General features: G+C 52.5%; 22 protein-coding genes. 17 read left to right on the forward strand and 5 right to left on the reverse strand.

Translation table 11 applies throughout. The features are described 5' to 3' along the window. The first annotated feature begins 202 nt into the window (after nucleotides 1-202). Nucleotides 203-1594 (forward strand): M50 family metallopeptidase, encoded by a 1392-nt coding sequence (locus ACFR81_RS09240; protein WP_318275055.1) that lies wholly within the window; start codon nucleotides 203-205, stop codon nucleotides 1592-1594. A gap of 3 nt (nucleotides 1595-1597) precedes the next feature. Here the strand turns inward: ACFR81_RS09240 and ACFR81_RS09245 are convergent, their stop codons facing one another. Further along, nucleotides 1598-2296: an MOSC domain-containing protein gene (locus tag ACFR81_RS09245; protein WP_343875703.1), complete on the reverse strand. Its 699-nt coding sequence runs from the start codon at nucleotides 2294-2296 to the stop codon at nucleotides 1598-1600. Between the two features lie 157 nt (nucleotides 2297-2453). Here ACFR81_RS09245 and ispG point away from each other — a divergent pair, with 157 nt between their 5' ends. The 6 genes from ispG (at nucleotide 2454) to ACFR81_RS09275 (ending at nucleotide 11324) form a co-directional block, all read left to right on the forward strand. Then, nucleotides 2454-3620 carry a flavodoxin-dependent (E)-4-hydroxy-3-methylbut-2-enyl-diphosphate synthase gene (ispG, locus tag ACFR81_RS09250; protein ID WP_068168169.1) on the forward strand — a complete coding sequence of 389 codons (1167 nt, stop codon included), beginning with the start codon at nucleotides 2454-2456 and terminating at the stop codon, nucleotides 3618-3620. A 51-nt stretch (nucleotides 3621-3671) separates the two neighbouring features. Then, nucleotides 3672-4802 carry a GNAT family N-acetyltransferase gene (locus ACFR81_RS09255; RefSeq protein WP_343875700.1) on the forward strand — a complete coding sequence of 377 codons (1131 nt, stop codon included), beginning with the start codon at nucleotides 3672-3674 and terminating at the stop codon, nucleotides 4800-4802. Between the two features lie 400 nt (nucleotides 4803-5202). Then, entirely contained in the window at nucleotides 5203-6948 is a 1746-nt protein-coding gene (locus ACFR81_RS09260; protein ID WP_145174815.1) for a hypothetical protein, read from the forward strand. A 93-nt stretch (nucleotides 6949-7041) separates the two neighbouring features. After that, the gene (locus ACFR81_RS09265; protein ID WP_190616882.1) at nucleotides 7042-8451 is read left to right on the forward strand and encodes a hypothetical protein; all 1410 of its coding nucleotides are present in this window, start codon (nucleotides 7042-7044) and stop codon (nucleotides 8449-8451) included. 185 nt (nucleotides 8452-8636) lie between these two features. Then, nucleotides 8637-10448, forward strand: a complete 1812-nt coding sequence (locus ACFR81_RS09270; protein WP_190616880.1) for a proline--tRNA ligase — start codon at nucleotides 8637-8639, stop codon at nucleotides 10446-10448. Between the two features lie 87 nt (nucleotides 10449-10535). Beyond that, complete coding sequence (locus ACFR81_RS09275; RefSeq protein WP_343875696.1) at nucleotides 10536-11324, forward strand: TSUP family transporter; 789 nt, start codon at nucleotides 10536-10538, stop codon at nucleotides 11322-11324. Between the two features lie 3 nt (nucleotides 11325-11327). On the opposite strand, the gene ACFR81_RS09280 is transcribed toward ACFR81_RS09275, so the two are convergent. Continuing rightward, nucleotides 11328-12140 carry a hypothetical protein gene (locus ACFR81_RS09280; protein ID WP_343875694.1) on the reverse strand — a complete coding sequence of 271 codons (813 nt, stop codon included), beginning with the start codon at nucleotides 12138-12140 and terminating at the stop codon, nucleotides 11328-11330. A 163-nt stretch (nucleotides 12141-12303) separates the two neighbouring features. On the opposite strand from ACFR81_RS09280, the gene ACFR81_RS09285 reads away from it, so the two are divergent. The 10 genes from ACFR81_RS09285 to ACFR81_RS09330 all read left to right on the forward strand — a co-directional run bounded on the left by ACFR81_RS09285 (nucleotide 12304) and on the right by ACFR81_RS09330 (nucleotide 22119). Beyond that, nucleotides 12304-12885, forward strand: a complete 582-nt coding sequence (locus ACFR81_RS09285; protein WP_145174830.1) for a ribosome maturation factor RimP — start codon at nucleotides 12304-12306, stop codon at nucleotides 12883-12885. Nucleotides 12886-13024: 139 nt separating this feature from the next. Further along, entirely contained in the window at nucleotides 13025-14050 is a 1026-nt protein-coding gene (gene nusA, locus ACFR81_RS09290) for a transcription termination factor NusA (RefSeq protein ID WP_068167938.1), read from the forward strand. Nucleotides 14051-14179: 129 nt separating this feature from the next. Beyond that, entirely contained in the window at nucleotides 14180-14434 is a 255-nt protein-coding gene (locus ACFR81_RS09295; RefSeq protein ID WP_068167940.1) for a YlxR family protein, read from the forward strand. A 262-nt stretch (nucleotides 14435-14696) separates the two neighbouring features. Continuing rightward, the gene (infB, locus tag ACFR81_RS09300; protein ID WP_343875690.1) at nucleotides 14697-17648 is read left to right on the forward strand and encodes a translation initiation factor IF-2; all 2952 of its coding nucleotides are present in this window, start codon (nucleotides 14697-14699) and stop codon (nucleotides 17646-17648) included. Between the two features lie 145 nt (nucleotides 17649-17793). Then, nucleotides 17794-18234 carry a 30S ribosome-binding factor RbfA gene (gene rbfA, locus ACFR81_RS09305; protein WP_145174842.1) on the forward strand — a complete coding sequence of 147 codons (441 nt, stop codon included), beginning with the start codon at nucleotides 17794-17796 and terminating at the stop codon, nucleotides 18232-18234. Nucleotides 18235-18239: 5 nt separating this feature from the next. Further along, complete coding sequence (truB, locus tag ACFR81_RS09310) at nucleotides 18240-19265, forward strand: tRNA pseudouridine(55) synthase TruB (protein ID WP_145174845.1); 1026 nt, start codon at nucleotides 18240-18242, stop codon at nucleotides 19263-19265. Next, nucleotides 19262-19633 (forward strand): hypothetical protein, encoded by a 372-nt coding sequence (locus ACFR81_RS09315; protein WP_068167948.1) that lies wholly within the window; start codon nucleotides 19262-19264, stop codon nucleotides 19631-19633. The genes truB and ACFR81_RS09315 overlap by 4 nt, the downstream gene beginning before the upstream one ends. Nucleotides 19634-19680: 47 nt before the next feature. Beyond that, nucleotides 19681-20109 (forward strand): hypothetical protein, encoded by a 429-nt coding sequence (locus tag ACFR81_RS09320; RefSeq protein WP_145174848.1) that lies wholly within the window; start codon nucleotides 19681-19683, stop codon nucleotides 20107-20109. An 82-nt stretch (nucleotides 20110-20191) separates the two neighbouring features. Continuing rightward, nucleotides 20192-21148, forward strand: a complete 957-nt coding sequence (locus tag ACFR81_RS09325) for a bifunctional riboflavin kinase/FAD synthetase (protein WP_343875686.1) — start codon at nucleotides 20192-20194, stop codon at nucleotides 21146-21148. Between the two features lie 224 nt (nucleotides 21149-21372). Next, nucleotides 21373-22119, forward strand: a complete 747-nt coding sequence (locus ACFR81_RS09330) for a formylglycine-generating enzyme family protein (protein ID WP_343875684.1) — start codon at nucleotides 21373-21375, stop codon at nucleotides 22117-22119. 163 nt (nucleotides 22120-22282) lie between these two features. On the opposite strand, the gene ACFR81_RS09335 is transcribed toward ACFR81_RS09330, so the two are convergent. From ACFR81_RS09335 to ACFR81_RS09345, 3 genes are read right to left on the reverse strand one after another with little or no spacing between them, the layout of a single operon-like run. Beyond that, complete coding sequence (locus ACFR81_RS09335) at nucleotides 22283-23110, reverse strand: aldo/keto reductase (RefSeq protein WP_343875683.1); 828 nt, start codon at nucleotides 23108-23110, stop codon at nucleotides 22283-22285. Beyond that, nucleotides 23110-23889, reverse strand: a complete 780-nt coding sequence (gene mtnN, locus ACFR81_RS09340; RefSeq protein ID WP_343875682.1) for a 5'-methylthioadenosine/S-adenosylhomocysteine nucleosidase — start codon at nucleotides 23887-23889, stop codon at nucleotides 23110-23112. Before mtnN ends, ACFR81_RS09335 begins: the two co-directional genes overlap by 1 nt. Further along, nucleotides 23889-24347 (reverse strand): S-ribosylhomocysteine lyase, encoded by a 459-nt coding sequence (locus tag ACFR81_RS09345; RefSeq protein WP_068167954.1) that lies wholly within the window; start codon nucleotides 24345-24347, stop codon nucleotides 23889-23891. Before ACFR81_RS09345 ends, mtnN begins: the two co-directional genes overlap by 1 nt. Nucleotides 24348-24442: the final 95 nt, after the last annotated feature.

Below are 24442 nucleotides of genomic sequence, written 5' to 3' on the forward strand. Positions count from 1 at the left end.
CAGAATATCAGGCTTATGAGAAATGTTATGCAGGATAACTCTTCAATAGAATTTCCAAACTATTCTCTATATTTTCATTTGTGAAGTTTATGTAAATTGAACCTTATTCTTAGTGTAAAAATGACCTTTTGGGTTATCCACAGGTTTTCGTGATTGGATAGCTAGCATCCCGTGAGTAATCGCTACGGGGAGCTCCGTGTGTATGCTTCACGGAGGCACGATTGTTCAACGAATGACGGTTCAGGAGAATTTAGTGGGAGTTGCACTCTTTATCAGTGGTGTGGTGGTGATGGTCATTGCTATTGCCGCTTCGATTGCCCTCCATGAAATCGGGCATTTAGTTCCTGCGAAAATTTTCCGTGTGAGAGTACCTCAGTACATGATTGGGTTCGGTAAAACGCTGTTTTCGGTGAAAAGAGGCGAGACAGAGTACGGGCTCAAAGCTATACCGCTGGGCGGGTATATCGCTATGGTGGGCATGTATCCTCCGGGGGCGACGCGCGACCCCCAGAAAAAACCTGGACCGCTAGCAGATATATATGATGAAGCCCGACGCGCGGACGCCAAACGGATTCTTGCCACCGATAAGGGGCGACTTTTCTATCAGTTACCTGTCTGGAAGAAAATCATTATCATGCTGGGCGGGCCCACCATGAATTTACTCATCGGTGTACTTTGCCTTGCTGTATTAATTTTGGGCTTTGGTCAGCAGCAACCTACCACCACGATTTCATCAGTTTCTCAGTGCGTTCAAAAGGTCTCAGCCACGAACGTCGATAACGCTGCCTCGGATGGTTGCGGAAACGATGCGCCTCAATCTCCTGCGGCTGAGGCGGGTATCGAACCGGGGGATAAGATTCTGTCGTTTGCAGGAACTGAGGTCAGTTCCTGGGATCAGCTGAGCGAACTTATTCGCTCCCACGCTAATCAGAGTGTGCCTGTTACGGTGCAGCGCGATGGCACGCGCACCGAACTTACTATTGAGCCGATGCTCACCGCGCGCCCTGTGCTCAATGAGCTAACGGGCCAGTATGAGAAGAATGCCGATGGCACCTATCAAACTGTGGAGGTCGGTTTCATCGGAGTTGGTCCGACGAGTGAACTGACTCCCGGCACTGTGAGCGATGTACTACCTACCGTGGGGCAGAATTTGCAGCAGATTGGTTCTACCCTCATTAAACTTCCTGTCCGCGTTTGGGGTGTGGCGCAGACATTACTGACCAACGGTGAGCGAGCAGCAGATTCACCGGTTTCTGTAGTGGGCGTGGGGCGAATCGCCGGTGAAGTAGCGGCAACGGACAAAATCGATCTGCACTCCAAGGTTGCTTCGTTGGTTTCGCTTATCGGCTCGATGAACCTGATGCTCTTTGTCTTCAACCTGATTCCCTTACTACCGCTGGACGGTGGCCACGTGCTGGGTGCTCTCTGGGAGGGGATTCGTAAAATATGGGCAAAGCTGAGAGGAAAGTCTTCGCCGGGGGCTTTCGACCCCGTCAAGCTCCTACCACTGACCTGGATAGTTGCCGGGGCGTTCTTGGCGATGTCCGGCATCCTGATTCTTGCCGATATTTTCAAGCCAGTCAGTATTTTCTAAGGTCTAGGGGCGGTTAATACGGAGTAGTTTAGCCAGCTGTTCATGGTGGTGCGATGGCAGGCACTGTGCTTCATAGACCTGGCGCGCAAGCTCCTTATCGCCCATTTTCGCCCGAAACGCCATACCCATAGTGATTCCATGCTCTGGCGCGGGTAGAAATTCCAGGGTATCACCGGGAGAAATCACGCCGGGTTCAAGCACTCTGAAGTAGCAGCCAGAATCCCCGTGCTGGGTAAAAGACTTGACCCAGCCCTTTTGGTCTAACCAGGAGGCGAACGTGCGACAGGGCTGGCGAGGCACGCTCACCTGCAACAGAGCTGACCCAACGCGTACCTTTTGATTAATGACTGCGGTGCTCCAATCGACGCCCTCCGTCGTCAGGTTCTCCCCGAAAGCGCCCGACTCATAGGTGCTGCTATTTTCTTTAGACCACCACTGTAATTCTTCTAAAGCAAAAGCATAGACTGCCTTATCGGCGCCTCCATGATGTTTGCAGTCTCCAATAGCATCACCTTTTACTCCTGAGCCGTCACCATAATTCGGCCCCGGAGCAAATACCGAGATGAATTTCTGGGGCAGTTTGTTGATCCCCGAAATCTTATCTTCCCCGGTAGGGCAGGGGATTGGTCGGGCAACGTTGGTTGAAACAACGACGCCGTGTGTGCCTCCGGCAGCGGGAATTTTCAAAAGTGAAGAAGCCATGTCTCCATCATATTCAAACGCACTCTGATCGCCCTGAACAACGTGGGCAAATGTACTTTGCTCCTATATCGCTCCTGAGGGAATGAAGTGGCAGAATAGGATGATGATGTGATGCGTGGTTTTCACGTATCTAGGCAAAAACTTTGGAGGATTTATCTTGGCTTCGGTCAATCTAGGAATGCCAGCGGCACCAGCGCCCACACTCGCCCCCCGCCGCAAAACCCGCCAGTTCAACGTCGGTTCGGTGGGCGTAGGCTCAGATTCTCCTATTTCTGTGCAGTCGATGACTACGACCAAGACACACGATATCGGCTCGACCCTACAGCAAATCGCTGAACTGACTGCAGCAGGCTGCGATATCGTTCGTGTTGCATGCCCCACCGATAAGGACGCCGAGGCGCTTCCAATCATCGCCAAGCAGTCACAGATTCCCGTGATTGCTGACATTCATTTTCAGCCCAAGTACGTTTTCCAGGCGATTGAAGCCGGTTGCGGCGCGGTTCGTGTGAACCCTGGTAATATCCGCAAATTTGATAACCAAGTTAAAGAGATTGCTCAGGCAGCGCAGGAGCACGGTACTTCTATCCGTATCGGCGTCAACGCTGGTTCTCTGGACCCGCGCCTGCTGGAGAAATACGGCAAGGCAACCCCTGAAGCCCTGGTGGAATCGGCAGTTTGGGAAGCCTCATTGTTTGAAGAGCACGGCTTCCGCGACTTCAAGATTTCAGTGAAACATAATGACCCCGTAGTGATGGTTGAGGCTTACCGCCAGCTCGCAGCAGCGGGCGACTGGCCCTTGCACCTGGGCGTGACTGAAGCTGGTCCTGCATTCCAGGGAACTATTAAGTCCGCAACTGCTTTCGGCGCTCTGCTCTCTGAAGGTATCGGCGATACGATTCGTGTGTCTCTCTCAGCTCCTCCTGTTGAAGAGGTAAAGGTCGGTTCTCAGATTCTTGAATCACTGAACCTGCGCCCTCGTAAACTCGATATTGTTTCTTGCCCCTCCTGCGGTCGCGCCCAGGTGAATGTATGGGAACTTGCAGAAAGCGTCTCAGCCGGTCTCGAAGGTATGAAGGTTCCCCTGCGCGTTGCCGTCATGGGTTGTGTCGTCAACGGACCCGGCGAAGCTCGCGAAGCCGATTTGGGCGTTGCTTCCGGTAATGGAAAGGGCCAGATTTTTGTGAAGGGTGAAGTCATCAAGACTGTACCCGAATCAGAAATCGTTCCTACCCTCATCGAAGAAGCAAACCGTATTGCTTCTGAGATGGAAGCACGCGGTGAATTCGTGCCAGATGATGCCGCGCCCGAGGTCACCGTCAAATAGCCAGCCGTAGGTTCTCTTCGATGAATCTCCTACGAGAAAGCCACCGGAAACGTGTTTTCATTTCTTCAGCGTTCATCGCGTGATGCGCTGATTCGCCCCCTCACCATGGAGGATCGGGCTGATTTAGAAGCAATGATTAACACGGATCCGGTAGCTTTTCTCTATGCAGCGGAGCACCTTGATCTGTTTGGGTTGCCAGCGTCGTCAGCTATGCCGGCGTTGCGAACGTCTGCCGGGTTCATGGGTATTTTTGAACCGACCAGCGACGAGACGACGGCGCCCGTAGCTAACGCCGGGTTAGAGCCTGAACAGCACCGGCGGCAGAGCGGTCTTAGTTTGAGCCCCCGTATCAAACAAATTGCCGATATATTTCTTTCCCCCATCTCCCAAGCTCGTCCATCATCCTCAGAGCTAGAAGACGATGGAGAAGAGCCACTGCGTAGTGCAGCGCCGATTTCCCACGTCCTCGTAGGTGCGTTTTGGCTGGGATCAAACTGCGTACCTCTGGTGATTCCTGATGCCTACCGCGCTCAGGTGGCAACCGTTATTGCTCGCTCGTCTCGGACAGTAGCTTCCATTTTTGGAGCGCAACAGGACGTCCTTGGCCTCTGGGAGTTACTTGCCCCTAAAATGGGCAAAGCATTGTCGATCCGAGAGAACCAACCACTTCTGTATCTACCTCTGGATGTTTCGCTTGAACGCCTGGCTGCGCAGTCGTTATACCGCCCAGATTTAGAAGCACCTCAGGTCGTTGCCGGTGGCGCTCGTTGGGCGAGGACCTCAGACCGCCAATCTTTGCTCAAGGCATCGGTTGCTATGTTTACCGAAGAAGTCGGCTACGATCCTATGTCTAGGGATCCTGTAGGCTATGCCCGCAGAGTCGACGAATTCATTAGAACCGGGCGGTCTGTGGTGGCAACGAACGACGACGGCGTGGTGGTTTTTAAGGCGGATTTGGGGTTGGCGCATGCCGATGTTTGCCAGATTCAAGGGGTGTGGCTACACCCTGCTTACAGAGGGTTTGGGCTCTCTGAGCCGTTGCTTGCTCAGGCGTTCCAGCTCATCAGGCCGCGTTTTCCGCACATCAGCTTGTATGTGAATGATTTCAATACCCGGGCGCGTAAACTCTATGCAGCATTGGGTATGAGTGAAGAAAACACGTTTGCCACTATCCTCTTCTGAGTATGAAAAGTTCCCCTGATCAGCGTCTTGAGTTCGTAATAAACTTTTTAGTCTTTAACTCGCTGTGCGCAGTAAAAATGACACTCACTCAGTAATCTGTCGTTTAAATATCTATCTTTTGATTTGAAGGAAACACCAAAAATGTTTAAATCCCCTTGTCAGGGAGGGGATGCGAGTTGTGGGTCAAACGGGGTTAGCATAATTTCCCCTAGTCACAGGTATTTTTGCGCCTTAGCCCACAGTTATAGGGACAAATTTTCAAAACTCTGAGTAATATCTGAGTGAGAGCTTTATTTTCCGTAATTCTTTTAAGAGTCGGCTGACAGGCATTTTTACCTGCTTTAGCCGCGTCTTTCGCACATCCCTACATACATATATGCACTTTTAGAGGAGATTACTCATGGGTAAAAAACAACGCACACTGAGCGCTACCCTTCTTTCGGCTACTTTCTTGATGAGCTTGGCTCCAGGCGCAGCACAGGCGGCCGATGCTTCAGCCATTTATATGAATCCCCAAGCTGGGATTACAAAGCTGTGGAAGACCGACCCAGCTAAGTATGGTAATCCTGTTTCACCAGAGAAATGCGTTAAAGGAAAAGGTTGTGAACAGGTTTTTGAGAAGTCTGTTATCACCTGGAATTCCCGCAACGGTGTCAAGGCGCTGACCGGTGCAGAGCGTGCTCAGGCGTTTGAGAAGGCTGGCGGCATTGGTACGGTTGGTGCTCTAGAGGGCGACGCCTGGAATAACGCTTTCTGTGGCCCTTCAGTTACTACATTTGACGGTAAAACCCGCCACCTCGTCGTCGTGGGTGGAGATAAAGCAACTATTGGTTCTTCTATCGATTTGAACTCGGTCGAAGGCAAACAGTGGATTAAGGATCGCGCTACATCCAAGAAGTGCTTTACCTCGGTAGTTACTCCTCCTGCTCCCGGTGAAAACAACCAAATCCCCACAAATATTGACTGGTCCAAAGCAAGCCATGAGTGGAACGGTGACCGCCTCACCTTCCGCACAGACACCACCTCATACGTCGTCGCAGCAGATGCCAACTTGAAACCAAAAGCTGGTGCAACTGTTTATGAGGTACCCCTGTTCGCCAAGACCAATATCTATTGGAATAACTGGGAGCGGGCGTACCAAAATACTGCGTTTGATCCAGTAGCTGCTCTCGGTATGCCTGTTGCCCAGCCTGCCTGGCAGGACAAAGCGTACACCCAGCAGTTTGAGGGTGGCACCGTGACGTATAACCCCGCTACCGGAGAACACTCGATTCATATTTCCCTAGAGGGTGCCAAAGCCTACTCCAAGATCATTGGACAACGCCTTGATATTCCTGCAGACGGTTACACAGGAAATCTTGTACCAATCGGTAATCACCTCTACGCAGAAAAAGGTGAAGCCTTTGCCTTTATCTATGACTCCCAATCAGGAGAGTTTGGAGTGATGGACAACCGCGTCTACGACGAATTTCTGCAGAACCCTAGCCATTTTGGTACTTGGGATGGAACCGAAGTATACGGCGATGGACGTGGAGGTCCCCTCTATAACGGGGCAGTCTCCCTTTTCACTACCGCCGATGGTAAATCTGCCTGGGCTGGGGGAGAAAAGACTCAGTCGGTGTATTACACCGTTGAGAATGCAGATGGGACTAGAGTCACAGAGCATATCGACCGTGAACCTGTTTGGATTCCCACCGATCCCGCCAAGGTCGACTGGAGCAAGGCACACTATTACGAGTTGCCGGGTCTTCCCAACGAGGCAGGTGGAGCGCTCTTCTATCAAGACGGTCCAGCATCATCCATTATTATCAAAGCAAATGCAGATGGGACTCCCAAAGCGGGGGCAGCCGCATACCGTTCTGATTGGTTAGGTTACTTCTATCCCTTTGACGGACGCTTTACCTACAATGATTTCTCCGCCTGGTCTAACCCCACCCCTTCAGGAGATACCGCTCCTCACGCTTTCCTAGGTGTTCCTCTTGAGGATGGTAAAACCGTTGTAGAAAACGGCGTTACCTACCAGATCCAGAAGTTTGAACACGGTTCCATTAAATGGGAAGTGCCAGTAGGGGATGCTGCGGCTAAGGATGCTGTTGTCACTTTGGACGCTGAAACACAAAAAATTTATGACGAGCGTCTTGGCTAATAATCCGGGAAGCTCTCGGGCTATTCCTATAAGAAGTGCAATGGGAAGAAGGATTCCTGTTGCACTTCCCCTAAAACTCAACGAAGAGGAAAAATGATGAAATTTTCATCCAACAAATGGGGCGTCTCGCTTCTTTCTGCGACTGCTCTCGTCGCGCTACTACCCAGTGTGGCTCAGGCGGCCCCTACTCCGAGTGTCTACATGAACCCCAACGCTGGTATCACCAAACTCTGGAAAACAGACCCTGCCAAATACGGCCAGCCATTATCGCCGGAGAAATGCGTTAAGGGTAAAGGCTGCGAGCAGATTTTTGAAAAGTCTGTTATTACCTGGGGTTCATCCACCGGCGTCAAAGCTATTACCGGTGCCGATCGTGCTCAGGCATATGAAAAAGCAGGCGGTATCGGTGTGGTTGGCGCCCTCGAAGGTGACGCCTGGAATAACACTTATTGTGGTCCATCGGTAACAACTTTTGACGGCAAGACCCGCCACCTCGTCGTCGTCGGTGGCACCAAGGCGACTGCGGGTTCATCCATTGATTTGAACTCAGTCGAAGGTAAGAAATGGTTGCAAACGCGAGGCACAGCCAAGGCATGCTTTGATGCCAAGCCAGCAGCAGACAACGAAGCTGCAACCAAAGCCAAAGTTCTTGATATGGTGCATAAATCCTTTGACTCTACCGTTACGGCTGAAGACATTATCGTCACTGACGGTCGTTACTACGCAGTAGCTGTAGGATATAAAGGACGCGTTTTCCTTTACGACCAGCAGATCGGAAACAGCGGAATACTTGAAGGACCGGTTTATACCGAATACATCAAGAACCCTTCGTATTATGGCGGGCTTATCATCTCATTTTCCCCTGACGGCGGCGACAGCGATATGGGCTATGTCAGCATCTTCGGTGAGTCAGCAGTCAATGAGTTCGCACTTCAAGCCTATGGCGAGCGCTCCGTCAGCGTGCAGCACTCCCAGTATGTTGTCAATGCAGATGGAACAAAGACCTGGCAGCCTGTTGAGGACTACGTGATTGACCACGAAGTTCCTTATACCCCGCTTGATATTAATTCCATCGACTGGTCCAAGGCTTCCTACTCAGATATGCCAGGGCTACCCGGTGAAGAGGGTGGTGCCCTTTTCGTCACAGATGCCCGTGCCATGTACATCATCAAAGCTAACGCAGATCACACTCCTGTAACAGGAGCTAAAGCCTATCGCTCGGAATGGCTGGGATATCAAGAATCCATAGTGGGTCGTGGATCTTGGACGCAAGCTCAGCAGTGGTACCAAGGCGATTGGAATCTTGAGCCTAGTAAGGTGAGCGCTTTGGGCGTGCCTGTTGCTGAGGCAAAAATTGTGGAAGAAGGCGGCCTCAAATACCAAACGCAGCAATTTGAGCATGGATCTATCAAATGGCTCATGCCAGATAGTAAGCTCGTCAATCCAACCTATGAGGCAGAAATTACGTTAAATCCTGAAGCTCAGGCGTTCTTCAACTGGTAGGGGATTATCTCTCGACGTCTGATGTGCTGATTTAGCTTAATGGTCGCGTCTTAGAGCGGTGTGCATCCTTTCTAGAGGGTGCGCACCGCTCTTTTTTACTTTTTCTGTTGTGCATGCCGTGAGACAGTAGAATAAAACAAAATGCCTCTAGCCTGCGTGCTGGGGGAGAACCCCAAGAGAAACGGATGATTCAGGTGGCAACTACTCGCCTTTCACAACTCTTTTTGCGTACTCTGCGCGATGATCCGGTAGATGCCGAGGTCGCCAGCCACAAACTGCTGGTTCGCGCCGGGTACATTCGTCGTGCTGCCCCCGGCATTTATACCTGGTTGCCGCTGGGCCTTAAGGTGCTCAACAAAGTTGAGAACATTGTGCGCGAAGAAATGAACGCGATTGGTGCACAGGAAGTTCATTTTCCGGCTCTTTTGCCCCGTGAACCCTATGAGGCGACCAACCGCTGGACCGAGTACGGCGATAACCTTTTCCGACTGCAGGATCGCCGCGGCACTGACATGCTTTTGGCTCCTACCCATGAAGAGATGTTCACCCTTTTGGTGAAGGACCTTTATAGCTCCTACAAAGATTTGCCGGTCTATCTCTACCAGATTCAGACCAAGTACCGCGACGAAGCGCGTCCTCGTGCCGGACTGCTCCGCGGTCGTGAATTCATTATGAAGGACTCCTACTCCTTCAACATTGACGACGCCGGTTTGGAAGAAGCGTATTTCGCTCACCGTGGGGCTTACCAGCGTATATTTGAGCGCCTTGGCTTAGAAATCGCCATCGTGAAGGCACAATCTGGTGCTATGGGTGGCTCCCGCTCGGAAGAGTTCTTGCACCCCACGCCTGTCGGCGAAGATACTTTTGTGCGGTCGGAAGGTGGATACGCGGCAAACGTTGAAGCAGTCACAACCGTAGTGCCTGAACCTATCGATGCCAGCAACACCCCCGCGGCGTCCATCGAGGTAACTCCAGACTCACCCACTATCGAGACTCTGGTAGAACAGTCCAATGCGCTTCACCCCAAATCAGAGGGGCAATGGACCGCTGCAGATACCCTGAAAAACGTTGTTATCGCAGTCATTCACCCCGATGGCACCCGTCAGCTTGTTGCCATTGGCGTGCCTGGCGACCGCGCGGTCGACATGGGCCGCGTCGAAGTGAACGTGGGCGTATTGCTCGGTATTGGCGGCGAAGTTGAGGTAGAAGCAGCCACCGAGGAAGACTTCAAAAAATTCCCCCAGCTGGTCAAGGGGTATATTGGCCCCGGTCTCTCTCTCGATGCAAAACTGCTTGGCACCGAATCAGAGACCGAAATCCCATACTTTGTTGACCCCCGTGTAGTCTCCGGTTCGACATGGATTACCGGTGCTAACGAAGCTGAGAAGCATGTGTACAACCTCGTCTTCGAACGCGATTTTGAGGCCGACGGCGTGATTGAGGCCTGTGAAGTTCGAGAAGGTGATCCCGCTCCCGACGGTTCGGGACCTCTCATTGCAGCCCGCGGCATCGAAATGGGGCACATCTTCCAGCTGGGCCGCAAATATGCAGAAGCTCTGGGGCTCAAGGTTCTAGACCAAAACGGCAAGTTGCAGACTGTCACCATGGGGTCTTACGGTGTGGGTGTTACCCGTGCGCTCGCAGCGATTGCTGAAGGAAACCATGACGATAAGGGCCTAATCTGGCCTCGAAATCTAGCCCCTGCAGACGTTCATGTGGTAGCTACCGGCAAGGGCGCAGACATTACCGAATACGCTGAAAAGCTAGTGGAAGAATTATCTGCAGCCGGTCTTGACGTAATGTTCGATGATCGCCCCAAGGCATCTCCCGGCGTGAAGTTTGGCGATGCCGAATTGCTGGGCGTTCCTACCATCGTTGTGGTAGGACGTGGTTTCAAGGACGGCAAGCTAGAGCTGAAAGATCGCCGTTCTGGCGAGGCTCGGGATATTGCCGTCGAGTCCGCTGCAGAAGAAATTGTGCGAGAAGTAAATAAATAAAAGAAGTATCTCCGCGACCTGAAAAAGGGAACTGAAAATGAGGGCGCGGAGAACTTTTGCTTCGTGGGCTAGTGAAGGAGCCCCCTCATGTTTGAATCAATGGATCCAATGACCTTGATTTTAATGGTGTGCGCGGGTTTCTCTGCTGGCTGGGTCGACGCGGTAGTTGGCGGTGGAGGTTTGGTTCAGCTACCGGCGCTGATGCTTGTACCTGGACTCACTCCCTACCAGGCGTTAGCGGTCAATAAACTGGGCTCAGTTTTTGGAACAGCTGCCAGCGCCACCACCTATTACCGGCGGACTTCCAACGATCTCAAAACTTCGCTACCTACCGCCGTCGTGGCATTTTTTGCGAGTATGGGAGGGGCAATAGTTGCAACCCATATCCCTACAACCCTTTTCAAACCCATTATTGTCTGCGCACTGGTGGGGGTTCTGCTGTTTACTGTTTTCAAACCGAATCTGGGGGAGTTACAGCAGCTCAAACATACGGGGGCTCGGCATATTCTCACAGCTTTGGGTATCGGCGTGGTGATTGGGTTCTACGACGGGCTACTCGGACCGGGCACCGGCTCATTTTTGATGATTGCCTTGAATAGTCTTCTGGGATACAACTTTTTGCTGGCAACTGCTCAAACAAAAATTATCAATCTTGCGACTAACCTTGGAGCGTTGATTTTCTTTGCGCTTGCCGGGTACCAGATTTGGTCATTGGGACTTCTGCTGGGATTGGCAAATCTTTGCGGTGGCTACCTGGGTGCACGAACAGCCATAGCGCGGGGGAATAAGTTCATTCGAGTGATGATGATGGGGGTAGTTTCTGCATTGATTCTTACAATGGCGTGGGATCTTTGGAGCAGAGCACTTTTCTTCTAGGAACTACTCTCCAAACGAAAGTTTCACCGACTCCCCGAAGATGGGCGAGTCAGTAGTTACAGCGGAATCAGCCCAAACCGCCTGAGCGTTCGTTTTTACATTGTTCTGAAGAGATTTCAAAGAATCTGCAGCGTGCGCTTCATCGAAGTCATAAGCAGGTTGCTGGGCGGGAACCTGAAAATTACAAGAAGTTGCTTCCGAAAGATTTTGCTCCCACTTTTCGGCTTGAGCAAGCGCATCGGATATGCGTTTTTCATCGACGTTGTCCTCTGGCTCAGGGGAACGGGCGTCAATAACTTGTGCTGCATAAAGATAGGCGTGGGCAGATGCCAAGGTATCCTGCACACTGTCCGGGGCAGATTCAGCATGATTCGGAGAATCACAGCTGATGTGCACAGTTCCGACAAACTCTGGTGAGCCTTTAACTAATTTCTCTGCACTACCCGCAAGCCAGAGCTGCTGGGCGAAAGTGAGTGCTTGAGCGCGGTCTGCGGCGTCCGTCGAATCATCGACGGCGATATTCCAGAGCTCATCAACTCCGGACGTGAGGGAAAAGTCCGGTACTTCTGATGTTTCAGTGGAACTCAGTTCATGGGCGCTTTCAGGCACCTGCTCCAATTGCTTCTCTATCAGTTGATCGATGGATGCCTGCGCAGAGTTATCTTGAATAGATTGTAGAGTCTGCACCATACGAACCTGGGGAGCAAGCTGTTTTTCCACACTGTCAGTCTGCTGAGCCGAGCTATACCCCCAAGTACCCAAACCAAGGATCCCTACCGCTGCAAGCATGGATATACCCGTCGATGTTTTCATCATGCACCTCTTCTCAACCAACAGAACCCTCTCTATCTTCGCACAGGTTCGCAGCAGCCCCCGAGCACGCTTCCAGAGAAAAAACAATGCACAACCGCAGCTCATTCGCTACCGTTAAGCACGAAGAATATACAACTATCAACTACTTCCCTAGAGAAAGTAATTCATGGCAAAGAAAACAGAGCTGAATTCCCGTGAACGACGCGCGGCTGAACGCGCAGCGGCAGGTATCCAAACCAGCACACCCCGCAAGCCCTTTATCAACACCGAAGAAATCCGCACCGCAATTGTTCCCGTCATCGAAGAGTTCGGATGCGTACTAGAGTCGCTGAACGCTAAAGGTTCCGGCAAGAACCGCACCTTAGAAATCGTGATTGACTACACCGAAGAACGCACCGACTTCCTCTCCCTCGACACCATTGCCGAAGTTTCCCAGGGCATTTCAGCAGTACTCGATCAAGCTAATGACGGTGAAGAACCCTACCTATTAGAGGTCTCTTCACCTGGCGCTACGCGCGCCCTGACCGAGCGTCGGCATTGGAAACGATCCCTAAACCGCCTGCTCAATATTGAACTGACCGACGGTGAGCCCTTCCTCGCTCGCTTAGACGAAGTCCTAGAGGAAGGCGTCAAAATCCGCCGCAAAAAGCAGACGAAAAAGGGGCAACCGGAGTCTTATAAAGACCAAGAAACCTTGCCTTGGGATTCAATTTCTAGCGCAAATGTAGAGATTGAGTTCAACCACTAGGTCTAAGTTCGCTAGACTTACTCCAAGACGTATTAATCGACAAGATGTTTTGTGCGGGAAAGCTCGCGTGAATTGAACACATCGACGGAGCCGGGACACCGCAAGTGTCCCGGCCCTGTTCTACACGGAAAGGCCGGCTATGGATATCGATCTGAGCAACCTGCGACTGCTGGAAAAAGAGCGAGACATTTCAATTGAGGAACTCATTCCGATGATTGAGAGCGCTCTGTTGCTGGCGTACCAGAAACAGCCCGGCGCGATTAGAGAATCACGTGCTGAGATTGACCGTAAGACTGGCGCGGTCACTATTTGGGCTCCTGAGCTCGATGATGATGATGAGCAGATAGGCGAATTCGACGACACCCCCAATAACTTTGGGCGTATCGCCGCATCGACCGCTCGTCAGGTCATCTACCAGCGCCTGCGCGACGCAGAAGATTCACATTTGTTGGGTGAATACAAGGATCGCGAAGGTCAACTAGTAACCGGTGTGGTTCAGCAGGGTCCGAATCCCCGTATGGTTCACGTTGATTTAGGCACGGTGGAGGCTGTTCTGCCGTCTTCTGAGCAGGTTCCCGGTGAACGTTACCCGCACGGTTCGCGCGTGCGTGCCTATCTTTTGGAGGCTCGTCGCGGACCTAAAGGTCCTTCAGTGCAACTTTCCCGAACCCACCCCAACTTGGTTCGCCGTCTTTTCGAACACGAAGTACCTGAAATCCAAGATGGTTCGGTAGAGATCATGTCCATTGCTCGTGAAGCGGGCCATCGTACCAAGATTTCGGTCATGGCAACTAAGCCCGGCATCAACCCTAAGGGCTCATGCATTGGTGAAATGGGTTCGCGTGTACGCGCAGTCATGAGCGAATTGAACAACGAGAAAATCGATATTGTCGATTACTCGGATGACCCCACTGAGTTCATTGCTGCGGCTCTTTCTCCTTCAAAGGTTAAGAGCGTGACGGTCACGGATCAGCGTTCATACTCTGCTCGTGCTGTGGTTCCCGACGATCAGCTGTCTCTTGCTATTGGCAAAGAAGGTCAGAACGCTCGTCTGGCAGCAAAACTCACCGGTTGGCGCATCGATATTCTCTCTGAATCCCGCTTTAACCAGGCAATGGAAGAGGCAGGTCGGATGACGGAACCCTCCGAGGATAATGCGAACTAACTCACTTAGTTGCGCTCAACCCCTCCTTCGGGGCTAAACTGGAACATAGTCTAGTTCGACTTTTCAGTCTGAGATGGACGTTTCGCGCTTTTGTGCGCCCTTCGTCCAGTTACGCCTAAGGAGGGTACCATGCTTGATTCCCTCCGTACGTGTATCGGATGCAGAGTCAAAGACTCACCCCATCAACTTGTTCGCATCGTCTGCGAAAAGCGCGCAGGGGAATCTCTTCCTTTTGCAGTGTTTGATGATGAAAAGAACAAACCCGGGCGTGGAGCTTGGATTCATCCCGACTCCGAATGTCTGAGCAAAGCTCACCGCAAGGGAGCTTTTCACAGGGCGTTCCGTTCCCGAGTACAGCCTCAGGAACTGGTGATGACAGCATAGTGCTGTATAACCGGTTCTAGCCTGAGCGGTCACATGCCAAACAGGTCAAGGCGAACCAATATGTAAGTCAACTAGTTTGACGACTTCTTATGCGAAAGCGAGTCAGAAAACTGATGGAAACTCTATGAGTGCCGCACGATGAGTACTTTGTTGTGCTCTCACACAGGCAAAAAAGTAGCTAGCTTCAATCCTCGAAGCCGGTTTACTCTCTTCAAGTATTAAAGGTTCGCGCCGTCCTGGTGCGAACCAGGACAGGAGAAATGTGGCTAAGCCCCGCGTTCACCAACTCGCAAAAGAGTTGGGAATTACTTCTAAAGAAGCTATCGGTAAGCTTCAGGAACTTGGCGAATTCGTCAAAGGTCCATCATCTACCGTGGAACCGCCCGTAGAAAAGAAACTACGTTCAGCGTTCCCTCAAGCTGCAGGGGAAAAGCCTGCAGAAAACCAGGCAAAGGCAGCAGAGCCCAAGGGCTCCGCACCTAAGCCTTCTGGCGCACCTAAGCCAGGCGCCGCAACTCCTAAACCAGGCGCAGCAGCACCTAAGCCTTCTGGCACACCCAAGCCCGGCAACGCACCGAAGCCCGGTGCCAAACCAACTGCGAAGCCTGCAACCCAGCAGGCAGAAACTAAGCCGGCTCAGAAAGCTAGTGGACCTCGTCCCGGTAACAACCCCTTCTCTACGCAGCAGGGCATGAACCGGAACGAATCTTCTGCTCCTTCCGCACCTAAGCCAGGCGCCGCAGCTCCTAAACCAGGCGCAGCAGCACCTAAGCCTTCTGGCGCACCCAAGCCTGGCGCTAAACCAGGTCCTCGCCCCGGAAATAATCCTTTTTCATCCCAGCAGGGTATGGGCAAGCGTAATGAGCGCGGCGAACGAGGTCAGGGCGGACCCCGTCCTGCCGGTCGTAATCAGCGCGGTGGCGGCCCTCGTCCCGCAGGCGGTCAGGGTGGCCCTCGTCCCGCAGGTGGCGGTCAGGGCGGTTCTCGTCCCGCAGGTGGCAACGGTGGCCCTCGTCCCGCAGGTGGCGGTCGTAACCAGCGTCCTGCTAACGCAGGTCAGGGCGGACCCCGTCCCGCAGGTAACAACGCACCTCGTCCTGCAAATGCAGGGGGCGGCGGAAACCGTCCTTCACCTAACATGATGCCTACCAAGATGGCAGCTCCTGCAGCCGGTGCACCCGGTCGCGGTGGCAACGCTGGCGGCGGCAATGGTCCTCGCCGCGGAGGCGGGGGCGGATTCAACCGTGGCCCTGGTCGCGGTGGCCCCGGCGGCGGTCGCGGTAACGCTCAGGGCGCTTTCGGTCGCGGCGGTGGACGTCGAGGCAAGAAGAAGAAGCAGAACCGTAGGGATCAAGATCAGATCCAGGCACCCACAGTAGGTGGCGTAGTAGTTCCTCGCGGTGACGGAGAAACTCTTATTCGCTTGCGTCGCGGTGCTTCGATTATGGATTTTGCTGAGAAGATTAATGCAAACCCCGCATCGTTGATTACCGTGCTGTTCCACCTCGGTGAAATGGCAACTCAGACTCAGTCACTGGATGAGGAAACTTTCGAGCTCCTCGGTGCTGAACTGGGCTACAAAGTTCAGGTTGTTTCACCTGAGGACGAAGAGCGCGAACTCTTCGAATCCTTCGACATCAACTTGGATGCTGAAGCTGAAGCAGAAGATGACGATGTCCTAGAGATTCGTCCTCCTGTTGTAACCGTTATGGGTCACGTTGACCACGGTAAGACTCGTTTGCTGGACGCTATCCGTAACACCAACGTTATTGAAGGCGAAGCCGGCGGTATTACCCAGCACATCGGTGCTTACCAAATCCGTACCGAGGTAGAAGGCGAAGAGCGCGCTCTAACCTTCATTGATACTCCCGGTCACGAGGCGTTTACCGCTATGCGTGCCCGCGGTGCCAAGGTCACTGACATCGCTGTTCTGGTTGTTGCAGCGGACGATGGCGTTATGCCACAGACCGTTGAAGCACTGAACCACGCCAAGGCCGCTGAGGTTCCGATTGTTGTCGCAGTCAACAAGATTGATAAGGAAGGCGCTAGCCCCGATAAGATTCGTGGTCAGCTCACCGAATACGGTCTAATTCCTGAAGAATACGGTGGCGACACCATGTTCGTGGACGTCTCTGCACGCCAGGGTTTGAACATTGACGAGCTTCTTGAAGCTATCTGCCTCACCGCAGACGGTGCTCTAGAGCTCACCGCTAACCCCAACAAGGAAGCTCGTGGCGTTGCCATTGAAGCTAACTTGGATAAGGGTCGCGGCGCGGTTTCCACCGTCTTGGTTCAGTCCGGTACCTTGCATATTGGTGACGCTATCGTGGCCGGTGTGGCACACGGTCGTGTTCGTGCGATGTTCGATGAAAACGGGAACGCTGTACAAGAAGCTGGTCCTTCACGCCCCGTGCAGGTTCTGGGTCTTTCTACCGTTCCTCGTGCAGGCGATACCTTTATCTCGACCGAAGAAGAGCGTACCGCCCGTCAAATCGCTGAAAAGCGTGAGGCTGCCGATCGTAATGCTATGTTGGCTAAGCGCCGCAAGCGCGTTACCCTCGAATCCTTCGACGCTGCTGTGGCTGAGGGCAACATGGATACCCTCAACCTCATCATCAAGGGTGACGTTTCCGGTGCTGTTGAAGCTCTGGAAGAGTCCATCATGAAGATTGATGCTGGCGGGGACGAGGTTCAGGTTCGCGTTATCCACCGTGGTGTGGGTGCGATTACCCAGAACGACGTCAACCTTGCAACCGTTGATAATGCGGTCATCATCGGCTTCAACGTTCGTCCGGCGGAGCGAGTTACCGAACTTGCTGACCGTGAAGGCGTAGAACTGAAGTTCTACACGGTCATCTACCGCGCACTTGAAGAGATTGAAGCAGCCGTCAAGGGTATGCTCAAGCCTGAGTACGAAGAAGTTGAGCTTGGCTCAGCGGAGATCCGCGAAGTATTCCGCTCCTCCAAGTGGGGTAATATCGCAGGTTCGATTGTCAAGTCAGGCATCATTAAGCGCAACTCCAAGGCACGCCTGGTACGCGATGGCAACGTGGTTCAGGACAACCTGACCATCGAGTCCTTGCGCCGCTTCAAGGACGACGCCACTGAGGTTCGCGAAGGTTACGAGTGTGGTATTGGACTCGGCTCCTTCAACGACATCAAGGACGGCGACGTCATTGAGACTTGGGAGCTTCAGGAGAAGCCCCGCGTCTAAGATGTGTCTATCATCTAACACTCGTTGAGTGAGAGGGCGGGGTGTCCGGCTATGTTGCTGGGCGCCCCGCCTCATTTTTCTGCAAATAGTGCAGAACCCCGATAAACTTTTAGAAGATAAAATCTCATCGTTAAGGAGCAAAATTATGGCAGATGCAGCACGCGCAGCCCGCCTTGCGGATCGCATCAAGGTTATTGTTGCCAAAGCATTGGAACGCCGCATTAAAGACCCACGTCTGGGTTTTGTAACTATTACCGATGCGCGAGTAACCAATGACTTGCAGCACGCTACCGTGTACTACACGGTGTATGGCACCGCTGAAGAACAGGCTTCTACTCAGGCGGCTTTGGAATCTGCCAAAGGTGTTTTGCGCTCTGAGGTAGGTAAGAATATTACTGCCCGTTTGACTCCTACGCTGACTTTTGTGCCTGATGAAGTTCCGGTGAATGCGTCGCATATTGAGGACTTGCTACGTAAAGCGCGCTCTCGCGATGAGGAACTCGCTGAGGCGTCTTCGAGCGCTACCTATGCGGGTGAAGCCGATCCGTACAAGAAGCCTGATGAAGAAGAATCCGAAGAGGCATAAACCAGGTGGCTAAAAAACAGCATCAGGGGCCGTCCGGGCTGATTGTCGTTGATAAGCCTGCGGGCATGACGAGCCATGACGTGGTTTCGCGTGTGCGCAGGCTTGCCCAGACGCGCAAAGTGGGGCACGCCGGCACTCTTGATCCGATGGCGACCGGAGTGCTGATTTTGGGCATTGGGAAAGCTACTAAGTTACTCACGTGGATTGTGGAGGAGTCAAAGACGTATACCGCTACTATCCGCTTGGGCATTTCAACCGTCACCGACGACGTCGAGGGCGAAACTCTTGAGGTCGCTGAACCCAAAGCGATTGCATCTATCGATGATGCGCGGATACAGGCGGAAGTGGGAAAGCTCACCGGCGATATCATGCAGGTTCCCGCGTCGGTTTCGGCTATCAAAGTGGACGGCGTTCGTTCTTATTCTCGCGTTCGTGAGGGGCAAGACGTACAACTGGACGCTCGTCCGGTGACCATTAGTGAGTTCGCCGTACATTCTATTGACCGGACCTCAATTACTACGGTGGACGCTGAAGGTGCTTCGGTTGATGCTCAGGTGATTGACCTGAATATCACGGTTTCCTGTTCTTCTGGCACCTATATCCGCTCCCTTGCCCGAGATTTAGGGAATACCTTGGGGGTAGGTGGGCATCTGACCTCCTTGCGCCGTACTCGCATTGGCGAAATCCAAGTAGCCGAGGCTCACACGTTGGATGCTCTGGCAGAGCTGAGGGAACAGGAACAGCCTCTGCCGTTGTTTCCTTTAGAAGACGCCGCAGCCCATCTGTTTGGCGTCAGAGAGTTGAGTGCTCAAGATGCCACGGATATTTCTTTCGGACGCCGCATTGAGCCCTCTACTTCTGCACACCAGCGGGCGACGAACGGGGGAGCGACAGATGGCATTACAGCCGCTTATGCTCCCAACCAGACTCTCGTCGGGCTTATAGAAAATAAGACCTTCCGCGGACAACCCGTTGCCGCACCGTTACTGGTTTTTGAAGCAAGCCATACGTTTGAGGAGAACCCCGCATGATCGCCGGTTACGATATCTGGTTCTGGATTACCTGTCTGCTGGGAACCGTTGCTTTTCTGATTTGTCTGGTTCAATTTTTACGAGGTAAAGCGCCGGACGACTGGTCCCAGGGCTCCGCCATCGTACTGCAGGGCTGGCTATTCATCTATTTTGTGGGCTCCATCATCATGCAGTTTATGACTGATGGACCCAGCGGCGACTGGCTAGAATATTACGGGTATTTGCTGACCGCAATGGTGATTCCTGCTGGTGCTTTTACCTGGTCGATGAGTGAGAGAACGCGCTGGGCTACTCTGGTTCTGGCTATCGTTGGGCCGGTGCTTATTGTGATGGTTCAGCGTATGAATATGCTCTGGTACTACTACTAAAATTCAGGAATCCTGATTTCCCCTACCGTTACGAGACTAAGAATTACATGATGAACCAATCACCCACCGCCAAAAATAGTGGATTTGGCCGCCTGCTGATCGTTATCTACTGGATTTTTTCCCTGTCTGCAGGTGCTCGTGCGCTCTACCAGATTTTGCGTAAGTTCGATCAAGCCCCGCTGTCGATTTCGCTCTCACTGGTTTCTGCGATTATTTATCTAGTAGCGACAATCTTCTTGGCAAAGAAGGACGCGGTGTCCTGGAACATTGCAGTGGGTGCCTTGAGCATTGAACTATTGGGTGTGCTGGGAGTGGGCAGCTTCTCTTATATGCGCCCCGATCTTTTCCCCCTTGCGTCGGTGTGGTCCCATTTCGGAGCCGGCTACGGGTACGTTCCGCTAGTTCTCCCAATCATTGGCCTGTGGTGGCTCTTCCATACTCGTCAGGCTTCAACCTCTCGCGCTGTGAGTAAATAGCATGAAGTTTGCTTCTGCTCGATTCGGCAGCGGCAGGTTTTGATGCGTAATATGGAACCGTTCAAGTAGGGAAGAGGAAGACGTGGATTTGTACCGCACTATCAGCTCGATTCCGGCTGATTTCGGGCCGTCTGTGGTTACTATTGGTAATTTTGACGGCATTCATACAGGTCATGCAGCCGTCCTGGGCACCGTGGTAAACCTTGCCCGCGAACAGGGGCTCACTCCCACAGCGGTTTCGTTTGACCCTCACCCTGCGGTGGTTCATCGCCCGAACGAGCCCCTGCATGAGATTATGGGTCAGCCCGAGCGCCAGCAGTACCTGGCTGAACTAGGGATTGATGCCTATATCCTGTTGCATTACACCCTAGAATTTTCTCGGCAGTCGCCCGAAGAATTTGTGAAGAATACGTTTGTTGATGCGCTGCACGCTCGATACGTAGTAATTGGTGAAGATGTCCGATTTGGTCATAATAATGCCGGTGACCTTCAGACCATGCGCGAACTAGGTCAAACCTTTGGTTTTGAGGTTGTGACTATTGACGAGCTGATGGCAGACGAGACGCACCGTACTTCTTCTACACGTATCCGGCAGCTACTAGCTGAGGGAAAGGTGGAGGAAGCGCGTCAGCTTTTAGGACGCCCGCACCGTATGGTGGGTGAAATTGTCCACGGCGCCGCCCGCGGTCGAGAACTGGGTTTTCCCACAGCTAATCTTTCGCAGCAGTCCCGGGGATTTATCCCTGCCGACGGCGTCTACGCGGGATGGCTGGTTGACGAGCAGGGTAAGCGTCATCCGGTTGCAACCTCTATCGGTACCAATCCCACTTTTGAAGGAATTACCCAGCGCCAGGTTGAGGCTCACGTCATTAACCGCCCCGATGAACCCATCGAAAGCTTTAATCTTTACGGGCAAGAAGTCACCGTAGAATTTTTGCATTATCTGCGTCCGACGGTGGCTTACACCGGTGCCGAAGCTTTGATTGAGCAAATAGCCCAGGATGTTTTAGATACCGAGGAAAAGCTGGCTGAAAATTAAATATAGAGGTTTAACCATCAGGGAGAAAATCTCCAGTCCGACACAGCGTGAGGCAAGCAATCCTTCTCGCCTGCTTCGCTAGCGCTCAGAAAGGCGATTCATGCCAGACCCAGCCAGCTTGCCTCACGCTGTGCCGGGACTGTTGGTGATACTTCGGATTAAGCATCGCCAACCCATGGGGTATCATTCGATACTAATATTTGTTATAGAACAAGAGTTACTTCATGGAACAAATGATTTACATTTCTGGCGGAGATGTTTTACTCAAAGATGCTCGACGTAAAAGCGAGCGGACAGTTTCACTAGAGCCCTTTGAAATCAGCGATACCCCAGTGAGCGTCGAACAGTTCAAACTGGGTTATGTGGAAAACAATTCAGCTGAAACCAAACCAGTTCCTGCAAGAAATATTCGTTGGCTGGATACTATCCAATGGTGTAATCAATCTTCAATACAAGCGGGGCTTGAACCACCTTATCGAATTGAGGATACAGAAGTTATCTGGGATCCATTAGCGAACGGCTATCGCCTTCCCACAGAAGCTGAGTGGGTTTATGCAAGTCAAGCAGGTACTTTGGGTCCACGATATGGAAATCTTATGGATATTGCATGGACTGAAATCGATGAGGTTAATGAACCGCAACCAATGGGGTTAAAGAACCCTAATGCGTATGGGCTATATGACACCCTCGGTAATGTTTGGGAATGGTGCTGGGATCGTCTAGATACTGCTCGATATGGTAACTACCGTCTTTTGAAAGGCGGAGGCTGGTCTGATCCTGAGTGGTCCGTACGAGTAGGCGTTCGCCGTGGAGATGCTCCTGATGCAATATTGGAGGATGTTGGGTTCAGAGTTGCGCGTGGGGTTGTACTAAATTCAGATAGCTACCAAGGGTGGTCAGAATTTGTTGACCGTGAGCGTGCATCAACGAGGCAAGCCCTCCCAGTAGGTTGGACTCCTCTGAGATTCTAGGATGCTTACATTCAGAAGAGTGAGGAAAAGACGGACCCTCGAAATCATTCGCTTTATTATGAAATTTTGGCGAGGTAAACCCTGAACGTTAATGCAAAGGACGGTTTGTACCACGCTTTTGGTGGTACAAACCGTCCTTTCTGATACAAACTCGGTGGAACGCTTACATTTCCTCGTGAGTCGCGGGGTCAAAATTGAACCCCGAGATACCCGCATGGAGCAGATTGATTTCCTTCATCTGTTCGTCGGACAATTCCCAGCTGAAGACCGCAAAGTTCTCTTCGAGTCTTTCCTCTTTGAGGGTGCGGGGGATGGGAAGAAGCTGGCTCTGCACATGCCACCGAAGAATAACCTGGGCAGGAGTCTTTTGTACTTCTTCTGCGATTTTGGCGATGACGCTATGGCCCAGCAAATCGGTGTGATTACCCAAAGGCGCCCAAGAAATAGTAAGAATCGCGTGGTCATCGTTGTACTGATGCAGCGACTCTTGCTGATAATAGGGGTTCAGTTCAATCTCGTTGGCTGCCGGGTACTCGCCGGTTTCTTCGACCAGTTGATTGATATGTTCGGGCAAGAAATTGGAAACACCAATAGACTTGACCAAACCTTCGTCGCGCGCTGCCATCAAACCGCGCCAGGTATCAACGAATTTACCTTGGGACGGATTAGGCCAGTGAATGAGCACCATGTCCAGATAATCCAAACCCATGCGTTCAAGCGAACCGCGAATCGATGCCTTAGCTTCTTCATAACCGTGGTCGCGGCCTGGAATCTTAGAAATCACAAAGATTTCTTCCCGATCTACACCTGAACGAAGTACACCCTTACCCACGCCGCTTTCATTCTCGTAATTCTTGGCGGTGTCGATGAGGCGGTAACCTCGGCGAATCGCTTCAGACACAAGAAGTTCTGCGGACGTATCGTCCATTCCATAGGTACCTAAACCGATGGGCGGGATAGTCTTTCCATCACGCATTTTATGGTTTTGCATTAGTGCCCTCCTGCGGCAATAACGTGGTCAATAACAGCAAGAGCTGCCTGGGCGGACACCGGCGCTACCAAATCAACTTCTAGGTGGAACACCTGATCCGCTGTGGGGCCGCAGAGATCCGAAATTGCTCGGACAGCAATGAAAGGTACATCTTCGTTGTGGCATACCTGCGCGATGGCGGTGGTTTCCATATCGGTGGAGATCGCATCGGGAAAAACCACCCGCGTATCAGCCACATTATGAGCGGTCACGAAGGAACCACCAGCGAGCATAGGACCACGATGAATGGTGCCGGTGAACTCGACCGGTGCTAATTCGCTCTGGGGGAGCGCACCCAGGGATTCAACCAAAGATGGTGCTGCGTCGAACTTTTCGGGCATGCCCGGCACCTGACCGCGCGCGTAGCCAAATGCGGTGGCGTCGGCGTCGGTGTAGGTAAATTCTGTGCCGATGACGAGGTCACCGACATTAGTGGAGGTATGTAATCCTCCGGCGGTACCAGCAGAGACAACTAGCGGCGTCGACGGTACAAGGCGTAGCGCGGTAGTGATAGCCGTGGCAGCATTGACTAACCCGATGCGCGAGCGCACTAGCAGAACCTTTTCTTCGCGCTGGTCTGAGCGGACGACGCGCGGGAAGAACTCCGCGATGCCGTAGCTGAAAGAATCGCCTGCGGGCTCGGTGAGTTCAAAGAAGGGTGCTGCTTCTTCATCCATTGCCACCTGGACGATGGCGGCGTCTTGAAAATCTTGTGGGAGAGAAGAAATGGGGTGGGCCACTATGCCATCACCGTTTCCCACTCGGAGCGGTGGTCGAGGAACTGACTAACTGCCTCTTGCGCGTCCTTCAGCGAATGGTTGGCACCCCAGCCGCACTGTACTTCGTTTGCTGCTGGAACCTCGGTTGCCTGAAGAATGTCTTTGAAGCTGGCTTCGAGGATGGGCAAGAAATCTTGTGGTTCTAGACCGAGGGTGAGCGCGTAGAAACCGGTCTGGCAGCCCATGGGGCCAAAGTCGATGAGCTTATCGGTGTGGTTGCGCATGAGTTCGGCGGTGAGGTGTTCGATGGAGTGGATTGCTTTCATCTCCAGGTGATCGGTGTTGGGCTGGGTAAAGCGCACATCGTATTTGATGAGGACATCACCTGCGGGCAGTTCTTTGCGATCTGCAATGCGCACATAGGGCGCGGCAACTTTAGTGTGATCCAAATTGAAGGATTCTACGTTCATTTTTTCCATGAGTTTTCCTCTTTCTTTCGAACTTGCGGAGGTTTTCTCCCTATTATTCCCCACCTACAGGAAGCCATCCAAACGTTTTGACTTATCAGATGTGA

The organism is Rothia amarae (genome assembly GCF_042677725.1).
Classification (GTDB): Bacteria; Actinomycetota; Actinomycetes; order Actinomycetales; family Micrococcaceae; genus Rothia; species Rothia amarae.